Raw genomic sequence first — 22547 nt, 5'->3', positions numbered from 1 at the left:
TGCCGTCGTGCCCAGGGTGTCCGGGCTGCTGCGCCGCATCCTGCTGGCGACCGACGGCTCACCGGGCGCGGCCCGCGCGCTCGATCAGCTGCTGGTGCTGCGCCAGAACCTAAGCGATCCCGAGGGCGTCGAACTGCACCTGGTCAACGTGCAGCGGCCCTTGTCGGGCGACGTGGCCTCGTTTGTCGCGGTGCAGACGCTCGAAGACTACCACCGCGAGCGCGGCGAGCAGGCGCTGGCGCCGGCGCGCGACCGGCTGCGCGCCGAAGGCCTGGCCTTCCAGGAGCATCGGCGCGTCGGGGACCCCGGCGCCACCATCGCCGGGGTGGCGGCCGCCGTGGGCTGCGACCTGATCGTCATGGGTTCGCGCGGCCTGGGCTCGCACACGGCGGGCCTGATCGGATCGGTGGCCACCGGTACCCTGGAACATTCATCGGTCCCGGTGCTGGTCGTCAGGGCTTCAGACCTCGGCCGCACCGCCGCGTCGGTCAGCGCTGAGGATCGAACTCGCGCTGCCAGCGCTTGAGCAGCGCGTCGTGCTTGCTGCGGTCCAGGTGCGCGAGCAGGCCGGGGCCGAGCGCGACCGGCCTGAAGGCGATGCCCTGCGGCGGGCTTTGCATGGCGCCCGTCCGCACGGCGGGCAAGCCGCCGGCAGCCAGCAGGTCCTGGCCGGGCGCCGACAGCAGGTGGTCGAGCCACAGGCGGGCGCCTTGCGGATTGGGCGCGGTGCGGGCGATGAAGGCCACTCGCGAGACCACCAGCGTGTAGTCCTGGAAATAGGTGACACCGATCTCCGGCTGGCTGCGCGCGAACGCCTGCGCATAGCTCCCCAGCACGTTGTAGGCGAGCATCGCTTCGCCTGCCGCCACGCTTTCGAGCATGCCCTGCGTGCCGGTATGCAGGCGTGCCTGGCATTGGCCCAGGGCGCGCACCAGCTCCCAGTAGCGCGGCGAGGCCAGCGCGTCCTGCGCCGCGGCCAGGAACCCGATACCGGCCCGCGCGATGTCGAACGTGGCGGCCCGGCCGCGCCAGCGCGGCGTATCGGCCAGCAGCAACGCGGCCAGAGCCGCACGCGTGCGCGGCACTTCGCCGGCCGCCAGCAGCTGGCGGTTCACGGCCATCCCGACCGGTTCATGGGTGGTGCCATAGGCTTCGTGCTTCCAGACCGCCCACTTGGGCAAGTTTGGCGCGTGCGGGCTTTCGTAGCGCTGCGCGTGGCCGTCGTTGACCAGCTTGATCTGCAGATCCATAGCCGAACTCCACAGCACGTCGGCGCGATCGGGTGCATCGTCGCCCTGGCGCAGGAAGCGCTCGTACAGGGCCATGCTGCCGAGCTCGATGTAGTCTACCTGCAGGCCGGCGTGCCGGCGCTCGAAATCGGCGATCAGCGGCTCGATGGCGTGCCGGTCCGTCGCCGCAAGAACCCGCACACGCTGGGCGCCCGATGCCGCGCTGGCGCCGCCCCTGACGGCCGCAGCCGCGATGGAACTTGCCGCCAGGCCCAGCAAGCCGGCCCCGATCACCCTGCGGTTCAATGGCATCGTAAGTCTCCTGGGAGGTATTATCACCGTGCACGCTTGCACCGCCTGCGTGAGCCCCGGGGCACCCCCGGCCCTGTCGACGGTGATTCATCCAGCCCGCCATGCACATCCTGTTGATCGAGGACCACCTGCAACTGGTGCAGACGCTGCAGCAATCGCTCGGGGTGCTGGGCATCGAGGTCGAATCCTGCGCCGACGGCGTGCTGGCCGATACGCTATTGCAGGAACGCAGCTTCGACGTCGTGGTGCTCGACCTGGCGTTGCCGCGCATGGGTGGTTTCGAAATCCTGTGCCGCCTGCGCAAGCGCGGCGACAAGGTGCCAGTGCTGGTACTCACTGCCAACGGCGACACCCACGACCGGGTTCAGGGCCTGAACGCCGGTGCCGACGACTACCTGCCCAAGCCGTTCGACCTTTCCGAACTGGAAGCGCGCCTGCGCGCCCTGCACCGGCGCTCGATCGGCTCGGTCGACGCGGTGCTACGCGTGGCGGCGCTGGAATTCAACACGGTATCGCGCCGCTTCGCGCTCGGCACGCGGCACCTGGACTTGCCGCCACGCGAGCACGACCTGCTGGAAGCCCTGATCGTCCACGCGGGCCGGCCGGTCAACAAGCTGCTGCTGACCCAGCGCCTGTGCACCAGCGACGCCGTCCTCAGCAACGACGCGCTGGAGCTCTATGTGCACCGTGTGCGCCGCCGGATCGACGGCAGCGGCGCGGCCATTCACACGTTGCGCGGACTCGGTTACGTGCTTGAGGTTGCCGATGACGCGCCTGCGTAGCCTGCTGCTGCGCTGGCTGTTGATCCCGACGCTGGGGCTGTGGATGCTGGCGTCAACGATTGGCTACCTGCGCAGCCTGGCGCAGGCTCACGAAGCCTATGACCGCACGCTGCTCGGTTCGGCGCTCGTGATCGGTGAGCGCCTGAGTGTGGAAAACGGCCAGGTTGTGGCCGACCTGCCCTATGCTGCGCTGGAAATGCTGCGTACCGACGCGCAGGACCGTATCTTCTACCGCGTCGCCGGCCTTGCCGATGGCCACCACATCACCGGCTACAAAGACCTGCCGCCGCCGGCCACGCAGCCAGACACCGAGCCGCTGTTCTATGACGCAGTTTATAAGGGGCAGAACATCCGCGTGGTGGCGCTGACCTGGTTGGTGGTGGACGATATGGCGCCCCGATCCCTGATCGTGCAGGTGGCCGAAACGATGGACGCCCGGCGCCAGCTTACGCGCCGCATCGTCTCCGATGCGGCGGCAATGCAGTTGCTGCTGATCACAGCGGCGGCCGCGCTCATCGCCTTCGGCGTGCAGCGCGGCCTGGCCCCCTTGAAACGGCTACGCGACGAGGTACGCGCGCGCGGCGCGAACGACCTGACGCCAATCGACACGCGCAGCGTCCCGCGCGAAGTAGCGCCCCTGATCCATGCGATCAACGCGCATACCGAACGGCAGCGGCAGCTCAGTGATGCCCAGGTGCGATTCATCGCCAACGCATCACACCAGTTGAAGACGCCACTGACCGTGCTGCGCGCCCAGGTCGATCACGCCTTGCAACAGACCGACCTTGACCACATGCGCACCGTGGTCAGCGGCATTCACCTGTCCACGCAATCGACCCAGAGACTTGTGAACCAGCTACTGAGCCTGGCACGGAGTGAACCCGGTCGCACACTCGACATCGAAGAAATAGATCTTGCCGAACTGGCACGCAATCAGACCTTCGAGATGCTGGTTTTGGCGCGGGCGAAATCAATCGACCTTGGTTTCGAAGGCGACATGCTTGTGCTGGTGCGCGGCGAACCTGTGTTGCTGCGCGAACTCGTCGCAAATCTGGTGCACAACGCCATCAGTTACACGCCGCCCGGCGGTCACGTCACCGTTCGGGTGGATAGGCACAATGGGCGGCCCCGCTTGTGCGTAATCGACAACGGCCCGGGCATTCCCATCGACGAGCGCCTCAAGGTCTTCGAGCGCTTCTACCGCAGCGCCGGCAGCGGCGAGCAAGGCACCGGCCTCGGGCTGGCGATCGCGAAGGAGATCTGCGATCGCCATCGGATCGAAATATCGCTTGGCGAAGGCCCCGAGGGCAAAGGCCTGCACATTCAGTTGCTCTGGCCCGTTGAGGCTGATTCCGGGTAGGCGCCAACACGGCGCCCGCGCCGCCATCTGCATTTAGTTCCTAGTCGTCTTCTGATTGAGAAACGACGCGGCGAATCACGTCACCGCCAAAACCGCGCGCCGCCAGAAAACGCATTTGCCTGGCGCGCCCGGCCGCGTCCAGGGCCGGGCCATCGAACTTCTTGCGCCAGATGTCGCGGGCTCGTTCGAGTTCACCGGCCTTGAGGCTGTCCATCGCCCCGGCCACCACCTCCGCGCCCAGCCCCTTGTTCAGCAGCTCATGGCGTATGCGCGCCGCGCCGTAGCGGCCGGCGCGCCGGTTGATCACCGACTCGACCACCCGCGCCTCGCTGATGAAGTCTTTGGCCTGCAAGTCATCGAGCACCTGCGCCAGTTGGCCCGGCGTTTCTTCGTGGGGTGTGAGCTTGCATTCCAGCTCGGCCCGCGAATGCTCGCGGGCCGCCAGCAAGCGCAGGGCGCGGCCCTTGAGCGAGAGCTTGAAGCCCGTCGGGGCGGCTGGCTTGTCGGAGGTCATGGCTCGGTCGGCAGGCGTGGGGCACGGGTACAAGGCTTGTGGCGGCACGCAGTTGCTATTATTCTCATAGCCCCACATCCGTCACCTTGAGGTCCACGCCTGACTTGCCCTGTAAAAAGCCGGATCAGGCAGCCGCTTTGGCGGGTTTTTCGGCCTTGGCGGCCTTGTCCGGCTTGTCGCCCGTCTCGGCGGCAGCCACGGCGATCAGCGGCACGCCCAGCGACTCGCGCACCTTGTTTTCGATTTCAATCGCGAGGTCCGGGTTCTCCTTGAGGAATTCCCGCGAGTTGTCGCGGCCCTGGCCGATTTTTTCGCCGTTGAAGGCATACCAGGCGCCGGCTTTCTCGACGATGTGGCCGGCCACACCCAGGTCCAGCACCTCGCCCAGGCGGCTGATGCCTTCACCGTACAGGATGTCGAACTCCGCCGTCTTGAAGGGCGACGCCACCTTGTTCTTGACCACCTTGACGCGGGTTTCGTTGCCGATCACCTCTTCGCCTTTCTTGATGGAGCCGATGCGGCGGATGTCCAGACGCACCGACGCGTAGAACTTGAGCGCATTGCCGCCGGTGGTGGTTTCGGGCGAGCCGAACATCACACCGATCTTCATGCGGATCTGGTTGATGAAGATCACCATGCAGTTGGCCTTCTTGATGGTGGCGGTCAGCTTGCGCAGCGCCTGGCTCATCAGGCGGGCCTGCAGGCCGGGCAGTGAGTCGCCCATTTCGCCTTCGAGTTCGGCCTTGGGCGTGAGGGCTGCCACCGAGTCAACCACGATCAGGTCCACCGCGCCTGAGCGGGTCAGCGAATCAACGATTTCCAGCGCCTGCTCGCCAGTGTCGGGCTGGCTGATCAGCAGTTCCTGCAGGTTGACGCCCAGCTTTTGCGCGTACTGGATGTCCAGCGCGTGCTCGGCGTCGACGAAGGCGCAGGTGCCGCCCAGTTTTTGCATTTCGGCAATCACCTGCAAGGTCAGCGTGGTTTTGCCCGACGACTCCGGGCCGTAGATTTCAACCACCCGGCCGCGCGGCAGGCCGCCGACGCCCAAGGCAATGTCCAGACCCAGCGAGCCGGTGGAGACCACCTGGATGTCCTCGATCACCTCGCCAGCACCCAGCTTCATGATGGTGCCTTTGCCGAACTGCTTTTCGATCTGGGCCAGCGCGGCCTGCAGGGCCTTGGCTTTTTCGGTGTTCAGGGCGGCGGTTTGCGCAGGGTTTTGGGCGGGATTCAGCTTGCTGGTCAGTTCCATAAAAAACTCCTTGAAAATCAATAACTTAAAAGAATTCAAACTCTTTGCAGGGTTCCCAGTCGTTTCTGCTTTTAATTACAGCGCTGGATGCATGACCAGTACTTTATGGGCGCTATAAAAATAAGTAAACCATATTTTTAGTCAGTTTCCCTGATCAATTGCACTGCCTTGGGCTACCATACCCGGATGCCCAACATGGATGCCCAGGCGATGACCAGCCCACCCGGTGTCGCCGAACCCGGCTGGCGCCTCACCCACCTGGGGCGCCTGCTCGGCCACGCCCTGCGCCGCTTTGACGAACGCGTGCTGTCACTGATGGCCAGCAATGCGGACGTGCCGCTGGCACTGTCCAATCTGGCGGCGCGCAACCAGGTGGGCGCCGCCCATATCCACATCACGCGGCACCTGGCGGTGGGCGGCTCGCGCCTGACAGACCTGGCGACGAGCGCCGGCATGAGCAAACAGGCCATGGGCGATCTGGTCGACCAGTGCGAGGCCTGGGGGCTGGTCACGCGCCAGCCCGACCCCCATGACAAACGCGCACGCCGCGTGGTGTTCACCGAATCGGGCCTGCTCTGGCTGGATGCCTTCCGGCGCGCGGTGCGCCAGACCGAAGAGGAGTTCCGGCAGGCGGTGGGGGCCGATGTGGCGACGGTGGTAGCGCTGGGGCTGGAGGCGTATGCGGGGGCGTGAATGGTAAGCAGCGATGGCCCTTCCCCGCCTGGGCCAGCAGGGGCCGCGGAACCGGCTCAGCCGGGCCGCAGGCGCAGCGCCCCCTCGGGGGGCAGCGCATTACACGCAGTGAAAAGCGTGGGGGCTCTATTTCGTAAGCAAACCCATGACCGCAAAAGCCTAGAATTTGATGGAGAACCAAAAAACACCGTCCGCAGGCCCTGCCGCGGGCTGATATCTGGAGACAGCCATGCGTATTCTGATTGCCGAAGACGACCAGGTTCTAGCCGATGGCCTGCTGCGCACCCTGCGCGCGTCGGGCGCGGCGGCGGACCATGTAGCGAGCGGCACCGAGGCCGATGCCGCGCTGCTCACCAACACGGAATTTGATTTGCTGATTCTCGACCTGGGCCTGCCGCGCATGCATGGGCTGGAAGTGCTGAAAAGGCTGCGTGCGCGCGGCTCGGCACTGCCGGTGCTGATACTCACCGCGGCCGACAGCGTGGAAGAACGCGTCAAGGGCCTGGACTACGGCGCGGACGACTACATGGCCAAGCCCTTTTCACTGCAGGAACTCGAAGCGCGCGTGCGCGCCCTGACCCGCCGCGGCATGGGCGGCGCCAGCAGCACCATCAAGCACGGCCCGCTGGTCTATGACCAGGCCGGGCGGGTCGCCACCATTGACGGCCAGATGGTGGAGCTGTCGGCGCGCGAACTGGGCCTTCTCGAAGTGCTGCTGCAGCGCGCCGGCCGCCTGGTGAGCAAGGACCAGCTGGTCGAGCGCCTGTGCGAGTGGGGCGAGGAAGTCAGCAACAACGCCATCGAGGTCTATATCCACCGCCTGCGCAAGAAGATTGAAAAAGGGCCGATACGCATTGCGACGGTGCGCGGCCTGGGCTACTGCCTTGAGAAAATCCCAAATTAAATGGTGCCCCCACGTTCGCTCACTGCGTGTAGCTCTCTGCCCCCCGAGGGGGCCGCTGCGCCTGCGGCCCGGCAAAGCCGGTTCCGCGGCCCCGACTTGCAAATTCATGGGTCGCCAACGGTAATCCGCCTTGGCAAGCTCAAGCCGCAGGACCGGCTTTGCCGGACTGCAGGCGGGCGGCCCCCTCGGGGGGCAGCGAACCACACGAAGTGGGGAGCGTGGGGGCAAACAGTCCTGTGGCCCTGAGACTCTTCCAGCGCGAGCGGCGCAGCCTGTTTGGCGAGATCCTCGACTGGATGCTCACGCCGCTGCTGCTGCTGTGGCCGATCAGTCTGGCGCTGACCTGGCTGGTGGCGCAAAACATTGCCGGCAAGCCTTTTGACCGCGCGCTGGAATACAACGTGCAGGCGCTGGCCAAGCTCGTGGTGGTCAGGAACAACCAGGTGCAGTTCAACCTGACCGCACCGGCGCGCGAGATTCTGCGTGCCGACGACACCGACCTGGTTTACTACCAGGTGGTGGGCACGCACGGCGAATACCTTAGCGGCGAGCACGACCTGCCCCTGCCGCCCGACGAGGACAAGCCCACCAACGGCGAGGTGCGGCTGCGCGAGGATGTCATCCAGGGCGAAGAGGTTCGCGTGGCTTACACCTGGCTCAAGGTGGACGTGAAAGGCGCGGCGCCAGTATTGGTGCAGGTCGCGGAAACACTGGAAAAACGCAAAACACTGGCAACGGAGATTGTGAAGGGCACGATGGTGCCGCAGTTCGTGACCCTGCCGCTGGCCGTGCTGCTGGTGTGGCTGGCGCTGGTGCGCGGCATCAAGCCGCTGGCACAACTTGAAAAACGCATTCGCGCGCGCAAGTCCGACGACATGAGCCCGCTCGATGAAACCTTCGTGCCTGAAGAAGTCGCGCCGCTGGTGTCCTCCATCAACGATCTGCTGAGCCGGCTCAAAGTGTCGCTCACCACGCAAAAACGCTTTCTGGCCGACGCAGCGCACCAGTTGAAAACGCCGCTGGCAGGCCTGCGCATGCAGGCCGACCTGGCGCAGCGTGAAACCGACACCGACGAGCTCAAGAAATCGCTCAAGCACATCGGCCGCGCCAGCATACGCGCGACGCATACCGTCAACCAGCTGCTGGCGCTGGCGCGCGCCGAAACCACCGGCCGCAGCCTGGCCAAGCAGCACGTGGACCTGGTGCACATCGTCTCGGAAGTCATGGCCGACTCGGTGCCGCGCGCGCTCGACAAGCAGATCGACCTCGGCTACGACGGCCCACCCGCCGGCGAGCCGTCCAGCCAGCTGGAAGGCAACCCGACGCTGCTCAAGGAGCTGGTGCGCAACCTGCTGGACAACGCCATCAACTACACCCCCGAAAAAGGCCAGGTCACGGTGCGGCTGATGACCGACCGCTTCAGCGGCGTGCTGGTGCTGCTGGTGGAAGACTCGGGGCCCGGCATTCCGGAGTCGGAACGCGAACTGGTGTTCCAGCCCTTTTACCGGGCGCTCGGCACCAACGTGGATGGGTCGGGCCTCGGGCTGGCGATCGTGCTGGAGATCGCCAAACAGCATGGCGCCACCATCACCATTGAAGACGCGGCCCTGGCAGGCCACCCGCAGTCGCCGGGCACGCGCGTGGCCGTGCGCTTTGTCGGCATGGACTTGCCCGACGGCGGCTGATGGTGGTTGAAGTCGGCTGAAGCCGGCGCGTCAGTGCTGCATCACACCGCGACGGTTGTGAAGATGCCTTGCGGGCGGTCAGGCCAGCCGTACGGCCATCACGCCACCCACAATGACGCAGGTGCCAAGCAGCCGGCGCATCGTGAACGCCTCTTTCAGCAGCCAGGTGCCCAGCAGCACGGCGAACAGCACCGAGGTTTCGCGCAAGGCCGCGACGGTAGCCACCGGAGCCCGGGTCATCGCCCACAGCGCAATGCCATACGAGCCCAGCGAGGCCAGCGCGCCGCCGGTCGCGATCGGCCAGCGCTGCAGCGCATAGTGCCCCATGGCACGGCCGCGCCGCGCCAGCATCAGGAGGCCAAACGGCCAGCCGTCCAGCAGGAACAGCGTGGCGACATACTGCAGGGCATTGCCCGAGGCGCGCACGCCCAGCGCATCGACCACCGTGTAAATGGCAATGATGACCGCGTTGGCGAGTGCAAAACCAACGGCCTTGGGCGCATGCAGCGCGTGCCGGCTCAGGCCCAGCACCAGCACGCCGCAGCAGATGCCGAGGATGCCGGCCCACGCCAGCGGCGACAGGGTCTCGCCCAGCGTGAAGGAGGCCGACAGGGCCACCAGCAAGGGGGCCACGCCGCGCATCAGCGGATAGGTCAGGCCCAGCTCGCCATGGTGGTAGGCCTGCGTGGTGGCGATGTAGTAGCCGATATGAATCACCACCGAGGCGGCGATGAAAGGCCAGGCTTCCGGGCGCGGCCACCCCGCCAGCGCGACCAGCGGCACGGCCAGCACGGAGCCGATCAGGTGGATCACCGCCATGTCCAGCGCCTTGTCCGTGCTGGATTTGACCAGGGCGTTCCAGCCGGCGTGCAGCAGTGCGCCGAACAACACGGCACCCAGCACCGGCCAGGTCAGCGCCAGGATGTCAGAGGGCAACAGCAGGCCTTGACGGGGGCAGGGCGCAGCGCTGCGCGCGTGCGAGGAAATGCGTCAAGGGCGGGGTGATCCTGCTGGCGTCCTTCGCCAGGTCGTCCCAGAGGCGCAGCTTCACCGCATCCACAGCGCCGGGCTGCTCAATGAAGCGCGCGGCTTCTTCGGCCGAGAAGATCCCCCCTTGCAGCAGCAGGCTGCGCTTGGAGTCCGCCGAGAGGCTGGAATGGTAGCCGCGCCGGGCGGCGCACAGGTAGCGCTTGGCGTCCACATGCAGCTTGATGGCGTCCAGCACCTCGTCGGCAAACAGGCCGCGCAAAAAGGGCAGGGCGCGGTACTGGTGCACGTCGTCCACACCGCGCAGCGAAGGCGTCTCGCCGAGGTCGTGCAGCAAATGCCCCAGGTCATGCAGCAGGGCGGCGGTCACCAGTTCGTCGCTGGCGCCTTCGGCCTCGCCGAGCGCCGCGGTCTGCAGCGCGTGCTGCAGCTGCGTGACCGGCTCGCCACTGTACTGCTCGCCGCCGCGCTCGGTGAAGAGGTGTTCAATGTCGTCAAAGCTCAGCACGTGAATTCCTCAAAGGATGAACAATAGAGAAGGACGCACAGGCCAGTGGCCGCCGCGGAACCGGCTTCGCCGGGCCGCAGGTGGCCGCCCCTGGGGCTGAGGGCCGCGGCTCCAAGCCTGCTTTCGCAGGCTTGGAGGCCTCGAAGAGCTTCGGCCTCTGGCCGTTGCACGGGGCGCCGAAGGCGCTTCGGGGAGAGCATCAGCCACTCCATGGGAGCGAATAGGTTTTGAGGTTGGTGAAACTCTTGATCGCTTCCTGCACGCCCTCCTTGTAGCCCAGGCCCGAGTCCTTGATGCCACCGAAAGGGGTGAGTTCGAGCCGGTAGCCCGGCACTTCGCGGACATTGACCGTGCCCACCTGCAGTTCGCTCACAAAGCGCGTGATGTAATCCATGCGGTTGGTGCAGACCGCGCTCGACAGGCCGTAGGCCGTGCCGTTGGAGATCTGTATCGCTTCATCGATGTTCCTGAAACGGATCACCGGCGACACCGGGCCAAAGGTTTCTTCCCGGGCCACCGTCATCTGCGGCAGGACATGGTCCAGCAGCGTGGGCGAATACAGCGCGCCGCGGCGCTGGTTGCCGGCCAGCAGCTTGGCGCCCTGCGCCACCGCCTCGTTGACGCGCGACTCGAACAGCATGGCGGCGGCCTCATCGATCACCGTGCCCATGTCGTTGGCCCGGTCGGTGGGGTCGCCGTATTTCCAGGCCAGGGTCTTGGCCAGCACCTGTTCCACAAACTGGCCGGCCACGGCCTCGTGCACCAGCAGGCGTTTGATGGCCGTGCAGCGCTGGCCCGAGTTCCTGTACGAGCCCTGCACCGCCAGCGTGGACGCTTCGTCGATGTCGGCATCTTCCATCACGATGATCGGGTCGTTGCCGCCCAACTCCAGCACCACGCGGCGGTAGCCGGCTTTGGACGCGATGTATTTGCCGATCGCCACGCCGCCGGTGAAGGTCACCAGGTCGACCAGCGGGTTCGTGATCAGCTCGTCGGCGATTTCACGCGGGTCGCCGGTGACCACGCTGAGCATCTCGGGCGGCAGGCCGGCCTCGTACAGGATGTCGGCAAACAGGATGGCCGAGAAGGGCACTTTTTCGGAGGGTTTCAGCACCATGCGGTTGTTGCTCGCGATGCTGGGCACCACCTTGTGCGCCACCTGGTTCATCGGGTGGTTGAAGGGCGTGATGGCGGTGATGACACCCAGCAGCGGTGAGCGCTGCGTGTACACGCGGCGCTTTTTGCCGTGCGGTGTCAGGTCGCAGCTGAAAATCTGGCCGTCGTCCCGGAGCGCTTCGCTGGCGCCGAACAACAGCACGTCGCTCACGCGCCCGGCTTCGTACAGCGAGTCCTTCAGGCACAGCCCGGACTCGGCGGTGATCAGATTCGCCACGTCGCCAAGCCGCGCCTGGATGATGGCGGCTGCACGGTTGAGAATCGCAGCGCGTTCGTAGCGGGTGAGTTGGGGCTTGTAGGCATGCGCCCTGGCGAAGGTCTCCCGCACTTCCTCCAGCGTGGCCTTGGGCACCGTGCCAATCAGCGCTTCGGTGTAGGGATTGAAAACCTGGATCGCGCGCCCGCCGCTGCGCTCGGCGCCGACCTTGCGGCCGGCCAGGCGCATGGCATTGAGCTGGTGGTCGCGGATGTAGTCGCTCGTCACACAACACTCCTGGATGTTTCCCCCCTCTCCCTTTGGGAGAGGGAATAAGACTCAGCCTTGTGCATAGTTCAGCGCCAGGTCAAAGGCATCGAAGTTCCGGAAACGCCGGTTCCTGTCCAGCCCCGGCAGCTTGCGGTTCACGATCAGCGGCACGCGCTGCTCGCTGAGGCCGCCGTGCGAGCGCAGCGGCACCTCCAGTGCGGAGAGGTCGTGGCGCGACGCCGACGTGCCGATCACGGTGAAGCGCTCCGACACGGCCACGAGGTCGCCAATGCGGTCGGCCGGCAACTCAAAGCGCCGGGCGGCCTGTTCGCGGGTCAGCACGACTTCCATGCCCTGGAGCTGCGCCAGGCGTTCGCAGGCCGCGGTCACGTCCACACCATCCGGCAGGTAGACCGTGGCAAACGAGCCGAGCGCGCCATGGTGCACGACATACGGGTCGGTGATCGGCAGGATCACGCGCGCTTTCGCCGTGCCCAGCCACTCGTCAAACCAGTCCTGCAGGTAAATCACATCGGGCGTGCCGTCCAGCGCAACCTTGGCATTCATGCCATGGTCGGCGGTCAGCGCGATCACGCAGCCCAGCGCATCCAGCTGGGCCAGGTAACCGTCCATCATGCGGTAAAACGCGTTGGCGCCGTCGGTACCCGGCGCATGCTTGTGCTGCACATAGTCGGTGGTCGACAGGTACATCACGTCGGGTTGGTATTTCTGCATGATCTTCACGCCGGCGGCAAAGACAAACTCGGACAGGTCTGCGCTGTACACATCCGGCAGCGGCCGACCCACCAGCCCCAGCACGTCCTCAATCCCGTTTTCCGCCAGCGTCACCTGGTCGGCCTTCTCGGACGAAAAGCAGATGCCCTTCATCTGATGGCCGAGCAGCTTGCGCAGTTTGTCCTTGGCCGTCACCACCACCAGCGACAGGCCCGCATCGGCCAGCGCGGCCAGCAGCGTGGGCGCGCGCAGCCATTTGGGGTCGTTCATCATGACCTCCGTGCCGGTCGCGGTGTCAAACAGGTAGTTGCCGCAAATGCCGTGCACGCTGGGCGGCGCGCCGGTGACGATGGACAGGTTGTTGGGATTGGTGAAGCTGGGCACCACGCAGTCGGCCGTCAGGCCCGAACCCAGGGCCAGCGTGCGCTGCAGCCAAGGCATGTGGCCCGTGGCGACGGCCTGGGCCAGGTAGTCGGGCTCGCAGCCATCGACGCACACCACCACCGTGGGCTGCGTCGGCAGTGCGTACGACCGGCCATTCACCGTCAGTTCAGCGCGTGCCTTATCGGTTGCCACGTTTGGGCCTTCCCCTGTCGGTGTCCGAAGTGTTGTTCAGGTGCGTGGCCCTGGCTGCGCCCTGCCCTGCACCCGTCCCGGCGTCGCCGCCCTGCAGCCGTGCCTGGCGCCGCAAATCGTTCTCGATCGTGCGTTCCTTGCTTTCGATCACATGGTCGAACATGGCCCGCCCGGCGGTATCCGCGTCCCCCGAGGCGATGGCCTTGACGATCTGCCGGTGCTCACTGGCCGAAATGGGCATGAGCCAGCCGTCGGCCAGGTTGAGACGGCGAAACAGCGACAGCTCCTTGATCAGCTTGCGGTAAATCGCCGTGAGCTTGCGGTTGCCGGCCATCTCGACCAACCGGTCGTGGAACTTGAGGTTCAGCAGGTGGTAGTTGTAGGCGTCTTCGGCCTTCACGGCCTTTTCCATCTCGTCGACCAGGCCCTTGATTTCCTTGAGCTGCGCCGGCGTGATGTTCCTGGCGAGCTGGCGGCCCACCAGCTCGTCCATCGCCGCGCGCAGGTCAAAAATCTCCACCGCCTCGTCGATCGGGATGTCGCGCACAAAGACGCCGCGGTTTTTTTCGTTGCGCACCAGCCCCGCTTCCTCCAGCATGCGAAAGGCTTCACGCACCGGCCCGCGCGAGACACCCATCTTCTCGGCCAGCGCCGCTTCAATCAGCTTGCTGCCGGGCTCGTACTCGCCGACGAGAATGGCCCGCTCGATTTCCTGCTGCACTACGGTGGTGAGGGAACTGTTTTGGAGGAGCGCGATGGTGGGGTGAAAGACTGCGTTCATGCCCTGCATTGAAGCACAAAACCAAAAAATGTCAACAATCTGCAAAAAACAATTGACAAGTAAAAAGGGGCGGCGTCCAATTCACTCGAGCTGGATCGATATGGCCTGAGCGCAGGTTGCGCCATCACATGTCATCCCGCTGACACGATCAGGTCACAACATGGCAGGTTTTTCACAAAGGACGATGTATGCAGCTGGCTCTCCATCTCAAATCCCTCGGCAAGGCACTCGCCGCAGCAGGCCTGCTGGCCATCGCAGCGTCGGCCTCCGCGCAAAAAACCCAGCTGCTGGTCTATACCGCCCTGGAAACCGACCAGCTCAAGGCCTACCAGGAAGGCTTCAACAAGGCGCATCCCGACATCGACATCAAGTGGGTGCGCGACTCGACCGGCGTGATCACCGCCAAGCTGCTCGCTGAAAAAGCCAATCCGCAGGCCGACGCAGTGATGGGCGTGGCGGCTTCCAGCCTGGCCCTGCTGGACAAGCAGGGCATGCTCGAGCCTTATGCGCCGCTCAACCTCGACGGCATCATGAGCCAGTACCGCGACAAGAAAAAAGTCCCGGCCTGGTTTGGCATGGACGTGTGGGGTGCCACCATCTGCTTCAACACGACCGAAGCCCAGAAAAAGAACATTCCCAAACCGGAAACCTGGCAGGACCTCACCAAGCCCATCTACAAGGGCCAGATCGTCATGCCCAACCCCGCCTCCAGCGGCACGGGCTACTTCGACGTGACCGCCTGGCTCACCCTGTTTGGCGACAAGGACGGCAAGGGCGGCGGCTGGAAATACATGGACGGCCTGCATGAAAACATTGCGCAGTACACCCACTCCGGCTCCAAGCCCTGCAACATGGCTGCCGCCGGTGAGTTCCTGATGGGCATCTCCTTCGAGTACCGGGGCAACGCCAACAAGGCCAAGGGCGCACCGATCGACCTGGTCTTCCCGAAAGAGGGCCTGGGCTGGGACCTCGAGGCGTTTGCCATCCACAAGGGCACCAAGAAACTGGACGCCGCCAAAAAACTGGCTGACTGGGCTTCCAGCAAGGACGCCATGATGCTGTACGGCAAGAACTTCGCCATCACGGCGCAGCCAGGCCTGGCGCCGCCGCTGGCCAACGTGCCCAAGGACTATGAAGCACGCCTCGTGAAGATGGACTTCACCTGGGCCGCCGACAACCGCGAACGCATCCTGAACGAATGGACCCGGCGCTATAACAGCAAAACAGAAAAAAAATAGCCCCCTGTCGGCGGCCTTTGGCCGCCGTCTCCCCCTCAGGGGGACAGCCGCTGTGGCCCGGCGGAGCCGGTTCCACGCCGCTGCCTGCTTTTTTGCATCGGCGCGCCGCCCGTCCAGGCAATACACACGTATGACCCACGAATGACCCACGACACTTTTCTCGCGCTGCGCCACATCCGGAAAGAGTTCGGTGGTTTTACTGCGCTCCAGGACATCAACCTGGATATCCGCAAGGGTGAGTTCGTCTGCTTTCTCGGGCCATCCGGCTGCGGCAAGACCACCTTGCTGCGCATCATTGCCGGGCTGGAAGTGCAGACTGCCGGCGAAGTGCACCAGGGCGGCCGCGACATTTCCCGCCTGCCGCCCGCGCTGCGCGACTACGGCATTGTGTTCCAGAGCTACGCGCTGTTTCCCAACCTCACGGTGGCCGACAACGTGGCCTATGGTCTGGTCAACCGCAAGACCCGGCGGGCCGAAGCCGCCAGACGGGTGGGCGAGCTGGTCAGGCTGGTGGGCCTGCCGGGCAGCGAGTCCAAATACCCCAGCCAGCTGTCGGGCGGCCAGCAGCAGCGCATTGCGCTGGCGCGGGCGCTCGCCACCTCACCGGGCCTGTTGCTGCTGGACGAGCCCCTGTCGGCCCTGGACGCGCTGGAACGCGTGCGGCTGCGCCAGGAGATCCGGGCGCTGCAGCAAAAGCTGGGCGTGACCACCATCATGGTGACGCACGACCAGGAAGAAGCCCTCAGCGTGGCCGACCGCATTGTCGTGATCAACGAGGGGCTGATCGAGCAGGTGGGCACGCCGATGGAGATTTACCGCGAGCCGGCCTCGCCCTTCGTGGCCGATTTTGTCGGCAAGGTGAATGTGTTGCCGGCCCATGTCAGGGGCGGCGAAATGAGGTTTGGCGCACTCTGCCTGCCCTGCGACGGCGCCGACCGCGACGTCAAGGTCTACCTGCGGCCCGAAGACGTGCTGGCCCGTCCCATTGCCGAGGGCGACCCCCATGTGTTCAACGCCACCATCGAGAAAATCGACTTTCTCGGGTCCTTCTGCCACGTGCATGTGACCTCCCCCGCACTGGACAAGCACAGGCTCACGGTTTATCTTTCGCTCAACTTCCTGTCCGAGCAGTCGCTGCAGATCGGCTCGACCCTGCCCCTTCGGCTGCTGCCCGAACGCATCAAGGTGTTTTGATGCCCCTGTCCACCGCCGCCAAACTCCCGCTGGTCAGGCAGCGCGTGCACTGGATTGACCACCTCGCCTACGCCGCACTGGCGCTGGTGGCTGTCATTTTGATAGCGTTCCTCGCGGCGCCGCTGATCACCATCCTGCAGCAGGCCGTGGAAGACAAGGCCGGCGATTTCGTCTGGTTTGACAACTTCATTGACTACGCGAAGACCCCGGCGCTGCTGGAAAGCCTGTGGAACAGCATCTGGGTGTCCGTCGCCGTCACCGTGGTGACCGTGCCGCTGGCTTTCGGCTTTGCGTACGCGCTGGCGCGCTCGTGCATGCCTTACAAGGCGCTGTTTCGCGGCATCACGCTGATCCCGCTGCTGGCCCCGTCGCTGCTGTCGGCCATTTCCCTGATTTACTGGTTCGGCAACCAGGGCGTGCTCAAGGGCTGGATGCAGGGCCTGGGGGTGGAGCAGATCTACGGCGCGCCCGGCATCGTGATTGCGGAATGCTTTGCCGTGTTCCCGCATGCGCTGATGATTCTGCTCACCGCGCTGAGCCTGTCGGATGCGCGGCTGTATGAGGCGGCCAATGCCATGGGCACCAGCGCCCGCCGCAAATTCTTCACCATCACGCTGCCGGGCGCCAAGTACGGCCTGATCTCGGCGGCCCTCGTCACCTTCACCCTGGTCATCACCGACTTCGGCATTCCCAAGGTCATCGGCGGCAGCTTCAATGTACTGGCCACCGACGTCTTCAAGCTGGTGATCGGCCAGCAGGACTTCGCCAAGGGCGCCGTGGTGGCGATTCTCCTGCTCGCACCGGCCGTGCTGACCTTCGCCGTCGACAACTACGTGAGCAAGCGGCAGACCGCGATGCTCACCGCGCGCGCAGTGCCCTACCGCCCCACGCCCGCGCGCGGCTACGACGCCCTCATGACGCTGTATTGCTGCGCGATCGCCTTGCTGGTGCTGGCCATGCTGGCGATGGCCGTGTTTGCCTCGTTCGCCAGCTTCTGGCCCTACAACCTCACACCCAGCCTGCGCCACTACACGCTCGGCCTGGTCGATGCGGAAGTGGGCGTGGGTTTCATGAACAGCCTGAAGATGTCGGCCGGCACCGCGTTCTTCGGCACGGCGCTGGTGTTTTGCGGCGCCTACCTGCTGGAAAAAACCAAGGGCATGGACAACCTGCGCGGCTTCGTGCGCATGCTGGCCATGCTGCCCATGGCCGTGCCCGGCCTGGTGCTGGGCCTGGGCTACATTTTCTTTTTCAATGCGCCGGACAACCCCCTGGGCGGCCTGTACCACACGCTGACGCTGCTGACGCTGTGCACCATCGTGCACTTCTACACCACCGGCCACCTCACCGCGGTGACGGCGCTGAAGAGCCTGGACAGCGAGTTCGAGGCGGTCAGCGCCTCGCTCAAGGTGCCGTTCTTCAAGACCTTCTGGCGCGTAACCTTGCCCATCTGCACGCCGGCGCTGGTGGACATTGCGCGTTACTTCTTCATCAATGCCATGACGACCATTTCGGCCGTGGTGTTTTTGTATTCACCCGAAACCAAGGTGGCATCGATTGCCATCCTGAACCTGGACGAAGCCGGCGAAATGGGCGCCGCCGCGGCCATGGCCGTGCTGATTGGTATTGCATCAACGATTGCAACTTTGCTTTTCATGGCGCTGGCGTGGTGGATCAACCGCCGTACGCAAGCATGGAGGAAGTAGTGCCCCCACGCTCGCTCACTGCGTGTAGCTCCCTGCCCCCCGAGGGGGCGCTGCGCCTGCGGTCTGGCGAAGCCAGTCCCGCGGCCCCTGCTGGTGAAGACCACTATCCCCCACGTTCTCTCATTGCCTGAAGCTGGCACTGGAACTGAAAGATAAAAATGGATCGAGACAAAATCCTCCTCACACCGGGCCCCCTCACCACCACGCTGCGCACCAAGCTGGCCATGCTGAAAGACTGGGGCTCCTGGGACGCCGACTTCAACGCCGTGACGGCCAGCGTGCGGCGCAGCCTGCTGGACATCATCCACGGCCACGATTCGCATATGGTGGTGCCGTTGCAGGGCAGCGGCACCTTCAGCGTCGAAGCCGCCGTCGCCACCCTGGTGCCACATGACGGCCATGTGCTGGTGCTGGACAATGGCGCCTATTGCAAACGCGCCGCGCGCCTCACCACGCTGATGGGCCGCCGCTGCACCGTGCTGCCGTTCGACGAAGCGGCGCCGGTGTCTGCCGCCGCGCTGGCCGACCAGCTCAAGGCCGATGCCAGCATCAGCCATGTGATCCTGATCCACTGCGAAACCGGCGCCGGCGTGCTCAATCCGCTGCAGGAGGTGGCCGACGTGTGCGCCGCCCACGGCAGGGGCCTGATCGTGGACGCCATGAGTTCCTTTGGCGCGCTGGAAATCGACGCGCGCAAGGTGCACTTTGATGCGCTGGTGGCGGCCAGCGGCAAATGCCTGGAGGGCGTGCCCGGCATGGGCTTTGTCTTTATCCGCAAGGCGATTCTGGACGGCTGCGCCGGCCGCAGCCAGTCGCTGGCCATGGACCTGTACGACCAGTACATCTACATGGAGAAGACCACGCAATGGCGCTTTACGCCCCCCACGCACGTCGTGGTAGCGCTGGCCGAGGCGATTGCGCAGTTCGAGGAGGAAGGTGGCCAGCCCGCCCGCCTGGCGCGCTACCAGCGCAACTACACCACGCTGGTCGACGGCATGGCCCGGCTCGGCTTCAAGCCATTCCTGGACCCGGCCATCCAGGCCCCCATCATCGTGACCTTTCATGCGCCGGCCGACAGCCGCTATGAATTCAAGAGGTTCTATGCCTCCGCGCGCGAACGCGGCTTTGTCCTATACCCCGGCAAACTCACCCAGGTGGAAACTTTCCGTGTAGGCTGTATCGGTGCGATCGGCCCGCGGGAAATGGAGCAGGCGGTCCAGGCCATCGCCGGGGCGTTGCAGGACATGGGCGTCCCCTCTGCCGTACCCGCGCATTGAGCACACCGATAAAAAACCAGGAGTCAGCATGGCCAGCAAAGCATCCGGCAAGACCCACCCCGCTGTAGAGGCGGTCAGAAAATCAGGTGCGACCAAGGTCAAGGTGGCCGTCAGCGACATCGACGGCGTCCTGCGCGGCAAATACCTGCACCGCGACAAGTTTCTGGGCACCGCCGAGCCTTACCCGGCGGGCGGCTTTGGCTTTTGCGACGTGGTGCTGGGCTGGGACATGACGGACAGCTGTTACGACAACACCACGGTCACCGGCTGGCAGCACGGCTTTCCCGACGCGCTGGCCAGGCTGGACCTGAACACCGCGCGCCATGTGCCCTGGGACGATGGTGTGCCCTTCTTTCTCGGAGAATTCGTCAACGCGGACGGCACACCGCATGCCGTCTGCCCGCGCCAGACGCTCAAGCGCGTGCTCAAGCGCGCCGACAAGATGGGTTTCATGGTGATGACCGGCATGGAATTCGAGTGGTTCAACTTCCTGGAGACACCGCACAGCTGGGCCGCCAAAAAAGGCGTCGGGCCCGAGCAGCTGACACCGGGCATGTTCGGCTATTCGGTGCTGCGCATGAACCAGAACCGCGAGTTCTTCAAGGCCATCATGGATGAGATGCTGGCCTTTGACATCCCGATTGAAGGCCTGCACACCGAGACCGGGCCCGGCGTCTATGAAGCCGCCATCGGCTTCAGCGAAGCGCTGGCGCAGGCCGACCGCGCCATCCTGTTCAAGACCGGCACCCGGGAAATCGGTGCGCGCTTCGGCATCATGCCCAGCTTCATGGCCAAGCCCAACCAGCACCTGCCCGGCTGCAGCGGGCATATCCACCAGAGCCTGTCCGACGGCAAAAACAACCTGTTCTACGACGCGAAAAACCCGCGCAAGATGAGCAAGCTGTTTGAAAGCTATGTGGCCGGGCAGGTCGCCTGCATGATGGATTTCGGCCCGCTGATCTGGCCCACCATCAACAGCTACAAGCGCCTGGTCGACGGTTTCTGGGCGCCGGTCAAACCCACCTGGGGCATGGACAACCGCACCGCCAGCTTTCGCGTGATTGCCGGCAGCCCCAAGGCCACGCGGCTGGAGACCCGCTGCCCGGGCGCCGACGTGAACCCCTACCTCGCCATGGCGGCCGTGATTGCGGCCGGGCTGGACGGTGTGGAAAAAGGCCTCAAGCTCACGGCGCCGCCCATCACCGGCACCAACCAGGGCGCCGAGCACATTCCGCGCGCACCGCGCACCCTGATCGAAACCACCCGCATCTTCCAGCAGTCCAGCATTGCCCGCGACTGGCTGGGCGATACCTTTGTCGACCACTTCGCCGCGACCCGTGACTGGGAATGGCGGCAATGGCTTGACGGGGTGACCGACTGGGAATTAAAACGCTACTTCGAGATCATCTAGACATGGCAGGCATGGAAATTCGACCCCTTGAAATCTCCGATGCGCCGGTCTACCGGGCCTTTCGGCTGCGTGGCCTGCGCGAGCACCCCGATGCCTTCACGTCGAGTTTTGAAGAGGAAACCCTGCGCCCCATGGCCGACACCGAAAAAAGGCTGGCCGCCAGCACAAGTGAAAAACTCTGGGGTGCTTTTGTCGAAGGCGAGAAATCCGTCATGGCCGGCATGGTGGGGCTCAGCCGTGAAACCCGCCTGAAAAACCGCCACAAGGCCTCACTGGTGAGCATGTATGTGGCGGAGGAATACAGCGGCCAGGGTCTCGGCCGCGCGCTGGTCGACACCGTGCTGCAAACGGCAAAAACCTGGGGCGTGGAGCTTGTCATTCTCACTGTCACGGACAGCAACCGGCAGGCCGTGGCGCTCTACGAAAGCGCCGGTTTTTCGTCTTTCGGCACGGAGCCCGACGCGATACGGGTCAACGGCGCCAGTCTGGGCAAAACCCATATGTACCGCCAGCTCACACACGCCCGGTCCTTCTGACCACCCCACCCTCATAACCCTCTGGCCCTCTAACCCCATGACCATCACCAGCTTCTCCTTCCCCACCGCCATCAAATTCGGCCCGGGCGCACGCAAGCAGGTGGCCGAAGCCCTGCTGGCGGCCGGCTGCAAGCGCCCGCTCATCGTGACCGACAAGGCCCTGGCGGCCCTGCCGGTGCTGGCCGAGTTCAGGACCCATCTGGCGGGGCTGGAGGTGGCGGTATTTTCCGGCGTGTCCGGCAACCCGACCTGCAGCCAGGTGATGGACGGCGCCGCGGCGTTCAAGGAGCACCAGGCCGACTGCGTGATCGGCTTTGGCGGCGGCGCGGCGCTGGACGTGGCCAAGGTGGTGGGCGTCGCGGCCACCCATGAGGGCGACATTTTGGAATACGCCTGGGACCACCCGCAGGTGCGTGCCATCACGGGCGAGCTGCCCTACTTTGTGGCCCTGCCCACCACCTCCGGCACCGGCTCCGAAGTCGGCCGCTCCAGCGTGGTCAGCGAAAACGAAACGCACCTCAAGCGCGTGGTGTTCAGCCCCAAAATCCTGGCCAAGGTGGTGTTCGCCGACCCCGAACTCACGCTCGGCCTGCCGCCGCATGTGACGGCCGCCACCGGCATGGACGCGCTCACCCACAACATCGAAAGCTACCTGTCGCCCGCCTACCATCCGCTGTGCGACGGCATTGCGCTCGAAGGCACGCGCATCGCTGCCCGGGCCCTGCTCACCGCGGTGAAAGAGCCCGGCAACCTGCAGGCTAGAGGCGACATGATGATGGCCTCCATGATGGGCGCCATTGCCTTCCAGAAAGACCTGGGCGCCGTGCACTCGTGTGCGCATGCGCTGGGCGCGGTGTGCGACCTGCACCATGGCCTGGCCAACGCGCTGATGATAGACACGGTGCTGGCCTGGAACTACGAAGCCGCCCCGGCCAAATTCGACGAGCTGGCCCATGTTTGCGGCGTGGCCGGCGGCGGCAAGGCCCTGGTGCCCTGGCTCAAGCAGCTGAAAGAAAGTGTCGGCATCACCGGTCCGCTGTCGGCGCACGGCGTCAAGCGTGAACACCTGCCGCGGCTGGTCGAAATAGCCACGGCCGACATTTGCCATCAGACCAACCCGCGGCCCTGCAAGGCCGAGGACTTTCAAAAGCTGTTCGAGGCCGCTTTATGAACGCCGATATGACAACTCTCGTGATGGAGGCCCCACTCCCACTTCCAGCAGGGG

21 protein-coding genes are annotated in these 22547 nt (G+C 65.1%); 13 read left to right on the top strand and 8 right to left on the bottom strand.

Going from position 1 to position 22547, the window contains the following annotated elements; genetic code table 11:
• Positions 1–7 precede the first annotated feature (7 nt).
• Positions 8–526, top strand: coding sequence for a universal stress protein (locus AC1DUR_RS03790; protein ID WP_477721328.1), 519 nt, complete (start codon positions 8–10; stop codon positions 524–526).
• Here AC1DUR_RS03790 and AC1DUR_RS03785 read toward each other — a convergent pair.
• On the bottom strand, positions 489–1541 hold the full coding sequence (locus AC1DUR_RS03785) for an ABC transporter substrate-binding protein (RefSeq protein WP_477716462.1): 1053 nt from the start codon (positions 1539–1541) through the stop codon (positions 489–491). The genes AC1DUR_RS03790 and AC1DUR_RS03785 overlap by 38 nt on opposite strands.
• A gap of 101 nt (positions 1542–1642) precedes the next feature.
• Between AC1DUR_RS03785 and AC1DUR_RS03780 the strand changes: the two genes are divergently transcribed.
• On the top strand, positions 1643–2323 hold the full coding sequence (locus AC1DUR_RS03780; protein ID WP_477716463.1) for a response regulator: 681 nt from the start codon (positions 1643–1645) through the stop codon (positions 2321–2323).
• A complete protein-coding gene (locus AC1DUR_RS03775; RefSeq protein ID WP_477716464.1) occupies positions 2307–3683 on the top strand; it encodes a sensor histidine kinase in 1377 nt (458 codons plus the stop codon). The genes AC1DUR_RS03780 and AC1DUR_RS03775 overlap by 17 nt, the downstream gene beginning before the upstream one ends.
• Positions 3684–3723: 40 nt before the next feature.
• On the opposite strand, the gene recX is transcribed toward AC1DUR_RS03775, so the two are convergent.
• Positions 3724–4197: a recombination regulator RecX gene (gene recX / locus AC1DUR_RS03770; protein WP_477721269.1), complete on the bottom strand. Its 474-nt coding sequence runs from the start codon at positions 4195–4197 to the stop codon at positions 3724–3726.
• Between the two features lie 124 nt (positions 4198–4321).
• On the bottom strand, positions 4322–5449 hold the full coding sequence (gene recA, locus AC1DUR_RS03765; protein ID WP_477716466.1) for a recombinase RecA: 1128 nt from the start codon (positions 5447–5449) through the stop codon (positions 4322–4324).
• A 186-nt stretch (positions 5450–5635) separates the two neighbouring features.
• On the opposite strand from recA, the gene AC1DUR_RS03760 reads away from it, so the two are divergent.
• From AC1DUR_RS03760 to AC1DUR_RS03750, 3 genes are all read left to right on the top strand, one after another.
• The gene (locus AC1DUR_RS03760; RefSeq protein ID WP_477721268.1) at positions 5636–6142 is read left to right on the top strand and encodes a MarR family winged helix-turn-helix transcriptional regulator; all 507 of its coding nucleotides are present in this window, start codon (positions 5636–5638) and stop codon (positions 6140–6142) included.
• A gap of 229 nt (positions 6143–6371) precedes the next feature.
• Positions 6372–7046 carry a response regulator gene (locus tag AC1DUR_RS03755; protein ID WP_477721267.1) on the top strand — a complete coding sequence of 225 codons (675 nt, stop codon included), beginning with the start codon at positions 6372–6374 and terminating at the stop codon, positions 7044–7046.
• A 242-nt stretch (positions 7047–7288) separates the two neighbouring features.
• On the top strand, positions 7289–8731 hold the full coding sequence (locus AC1DUR_RS03750) for a sensor histidine kinase (protein ID WP_477721327.1): 1443 nt from the start codon (positions 7289–7291) through the stop codon (positions 8729–8731).
• Between the two features lie 78 nt (positions 8732–8809).
• Here the strand turns inward: AC1DUR_RS03750 and AC1DUR_RS03745 are convergent, their stop codons facing one another.
• The 5 genes from AC1DUR_RS03745 to AC1DUR_RS03725 all read right to left on the bottom strand — a co-directional run bounded on the left by AC1DUR_RS03745 (position 8810) and on the right by AC1DUR_RS03725 (position 13960).
• The gene (locus tag AC1DUR_RS03745) at positions 8810–9667 is read right to left on the bottom strand and encodes an EamA family transporter (protein ID WP_477721266.1); all 858 of its coding nucleotides are present in this window, start codon (positions 9665–9667) and stop codon (positions 8810–8812) included.
• Complete coding sequence (locus AC1DUR_RS03740; protein WP_477721265.1) at positions 9657–10226, bottom strand: phosphonate degradation HD-domain oxygenase; 570 nt, start codon at positions 10224–10226, stop codon at positions 9657–9659. The genes AC1DUR_RS03745 and AC1DUR_RS03740 overlap by 11 nt, the downstream gene beginning before the upstream one ends.
• Before the next feature lie 199 nt (positions 10227–10425).
• Entirely contained in the window at positions 10426–11847 is a 1422-nt protein-coding gene (gene phnY / locus AC1DUR_RS03735) for a phosphonoacetaldehyde dehydrogenase (RefSeq protein ID WP_477721326.1), read from the bottom strand.
• Positions 11848–11937: 90 nt separating this feature from the next.
• On the bottom strand, positions 11938–13179 hold the full coding sequence (gene phnA, locus AC1DUR_RS03730; protein ID WP_477721264.1) for a phosphonoacetate hydrolase: 1242 nt from the start codon (positions 13177–13179) through the stop codon (positions 11938–11940).
• Positions 13166–13960: a phosphonate utilization associated transcriptional regulator gene (locus AC1DUR_RS03725; RefSeq protein WP_477721263.1), complete on the bottom strand. Its 795-nt coding sequence runs from the start codon at positions 13958–13960 to the stop codon at positions 13166–13168. Before AC1DUR_RS03725 ends, phnA begins: the two co-directional genes overlap by 14 nt.
• A gap of 188 nt (positions 13961–14148) precedes the next feature.
• Here AC1DUR_RS03725 and AC1DUR_RS03720 point away from each other — a divergent pair, with 188 nt between their 5' ends.
• The 7 genes from AC1DUR_RS03720 (at position 14149) to AC1DUR_RS03690 (ending at position 22493) form a co-directional block, all read left to right on the top strand.
• Positions 14149–15198, top strand: coding sequence for a putative 2-aminoethylphosphonate ABC transporter substrate-binding protein (locus AC1DUR_RS03720; protein ID WP_477716473.1), 1050 nt, complete (start codon positions 14149–14151; stop codon positions 15196–15198).
• A 141-nt stretch (positions 15199–15339) separates the two neighbouring features.
• On the top strand, positions 15340–16392 hold the full coding sequence (locus tag AC1DUR_RS03715; RefSeq protein WP_477721262.1) for a putative 2-aminoethylphosphonate ABC transporter ATP-binding protein: 1053 nt from the start codon (positions 15340–15342) through the stop codon (positions 16390–16392).
• Positions 16392–18098, top strand: coding sequence for a putative 2-aminoethylphosphonate ABC transporter permease subunit (locus tag AC1DUR_RS03710; RefSeq protein WP_477721261.1), 1707 nt, complete (start codon positions 16392–16394; stop codon positions 18096–18098). Before AC1DUR_RS03715 ends, AC1DUR_RS03710 begins: the two co-directional genes overlap by 1 nt.
• 152 nt (positions 18099–18250) lie before the next feature.
• Entirely contained in the window at positions 18251–19375 is a 1125-nt protein-coding gene (locus tag AC1DUR_RS03705) for a 2-aminoethylphosphonate--pyruvate transaminase (protein ID WP_477721325.1), read from the top strand.
• Positions 19376–19403: 28 nt separating this feature from the next.
• Positions 19404–20786, top strand: coding sequence for a glutamine synthetase family protein (locus tag AC1DUR_RS03700; protein WP_477721260.1), 1383 nt, complete (start codon positions 19404–19406; stop codon positions 20784–20786).
• 11 nt (positions 20787–20797) lie between these two features.
• Positions 20798–21322 carry an N-acetyltransferase family protein gene (locus tag AC1DUR_RS03695; protein WP_477721259.1) on the top strand — a complete coding sequence of 175 codons (525 nt, stop codon included), beginning with the start codon at positions 20798–20800 and terminating at the stop codon, positions 21320–21322.
• Positions 21323–21359: 37 nt separating this feature from the next.
• Positions 21360–22493 (top strand): iron-containing alcohol dehydrogenase, encoded by a 1134-nt coding sequence (locus AC1DUR_RS03690; RefSeq protein WP_477721258.1) that lies wholly within the window; start codon positions 21360–21362, stop codon positions 22491–22493.
• Positions 22494–22547: the final 54 nt, after the last annotated feature.

It is taken from the genome of Polaromonas sp. P4_F4 (assembly GCF_056401355.1).
The sequence above is the reverse complement of the archived record's forward strand: the minus strand, read 5'-3'. Positions and strand labels throughout refer to the sequence as shown.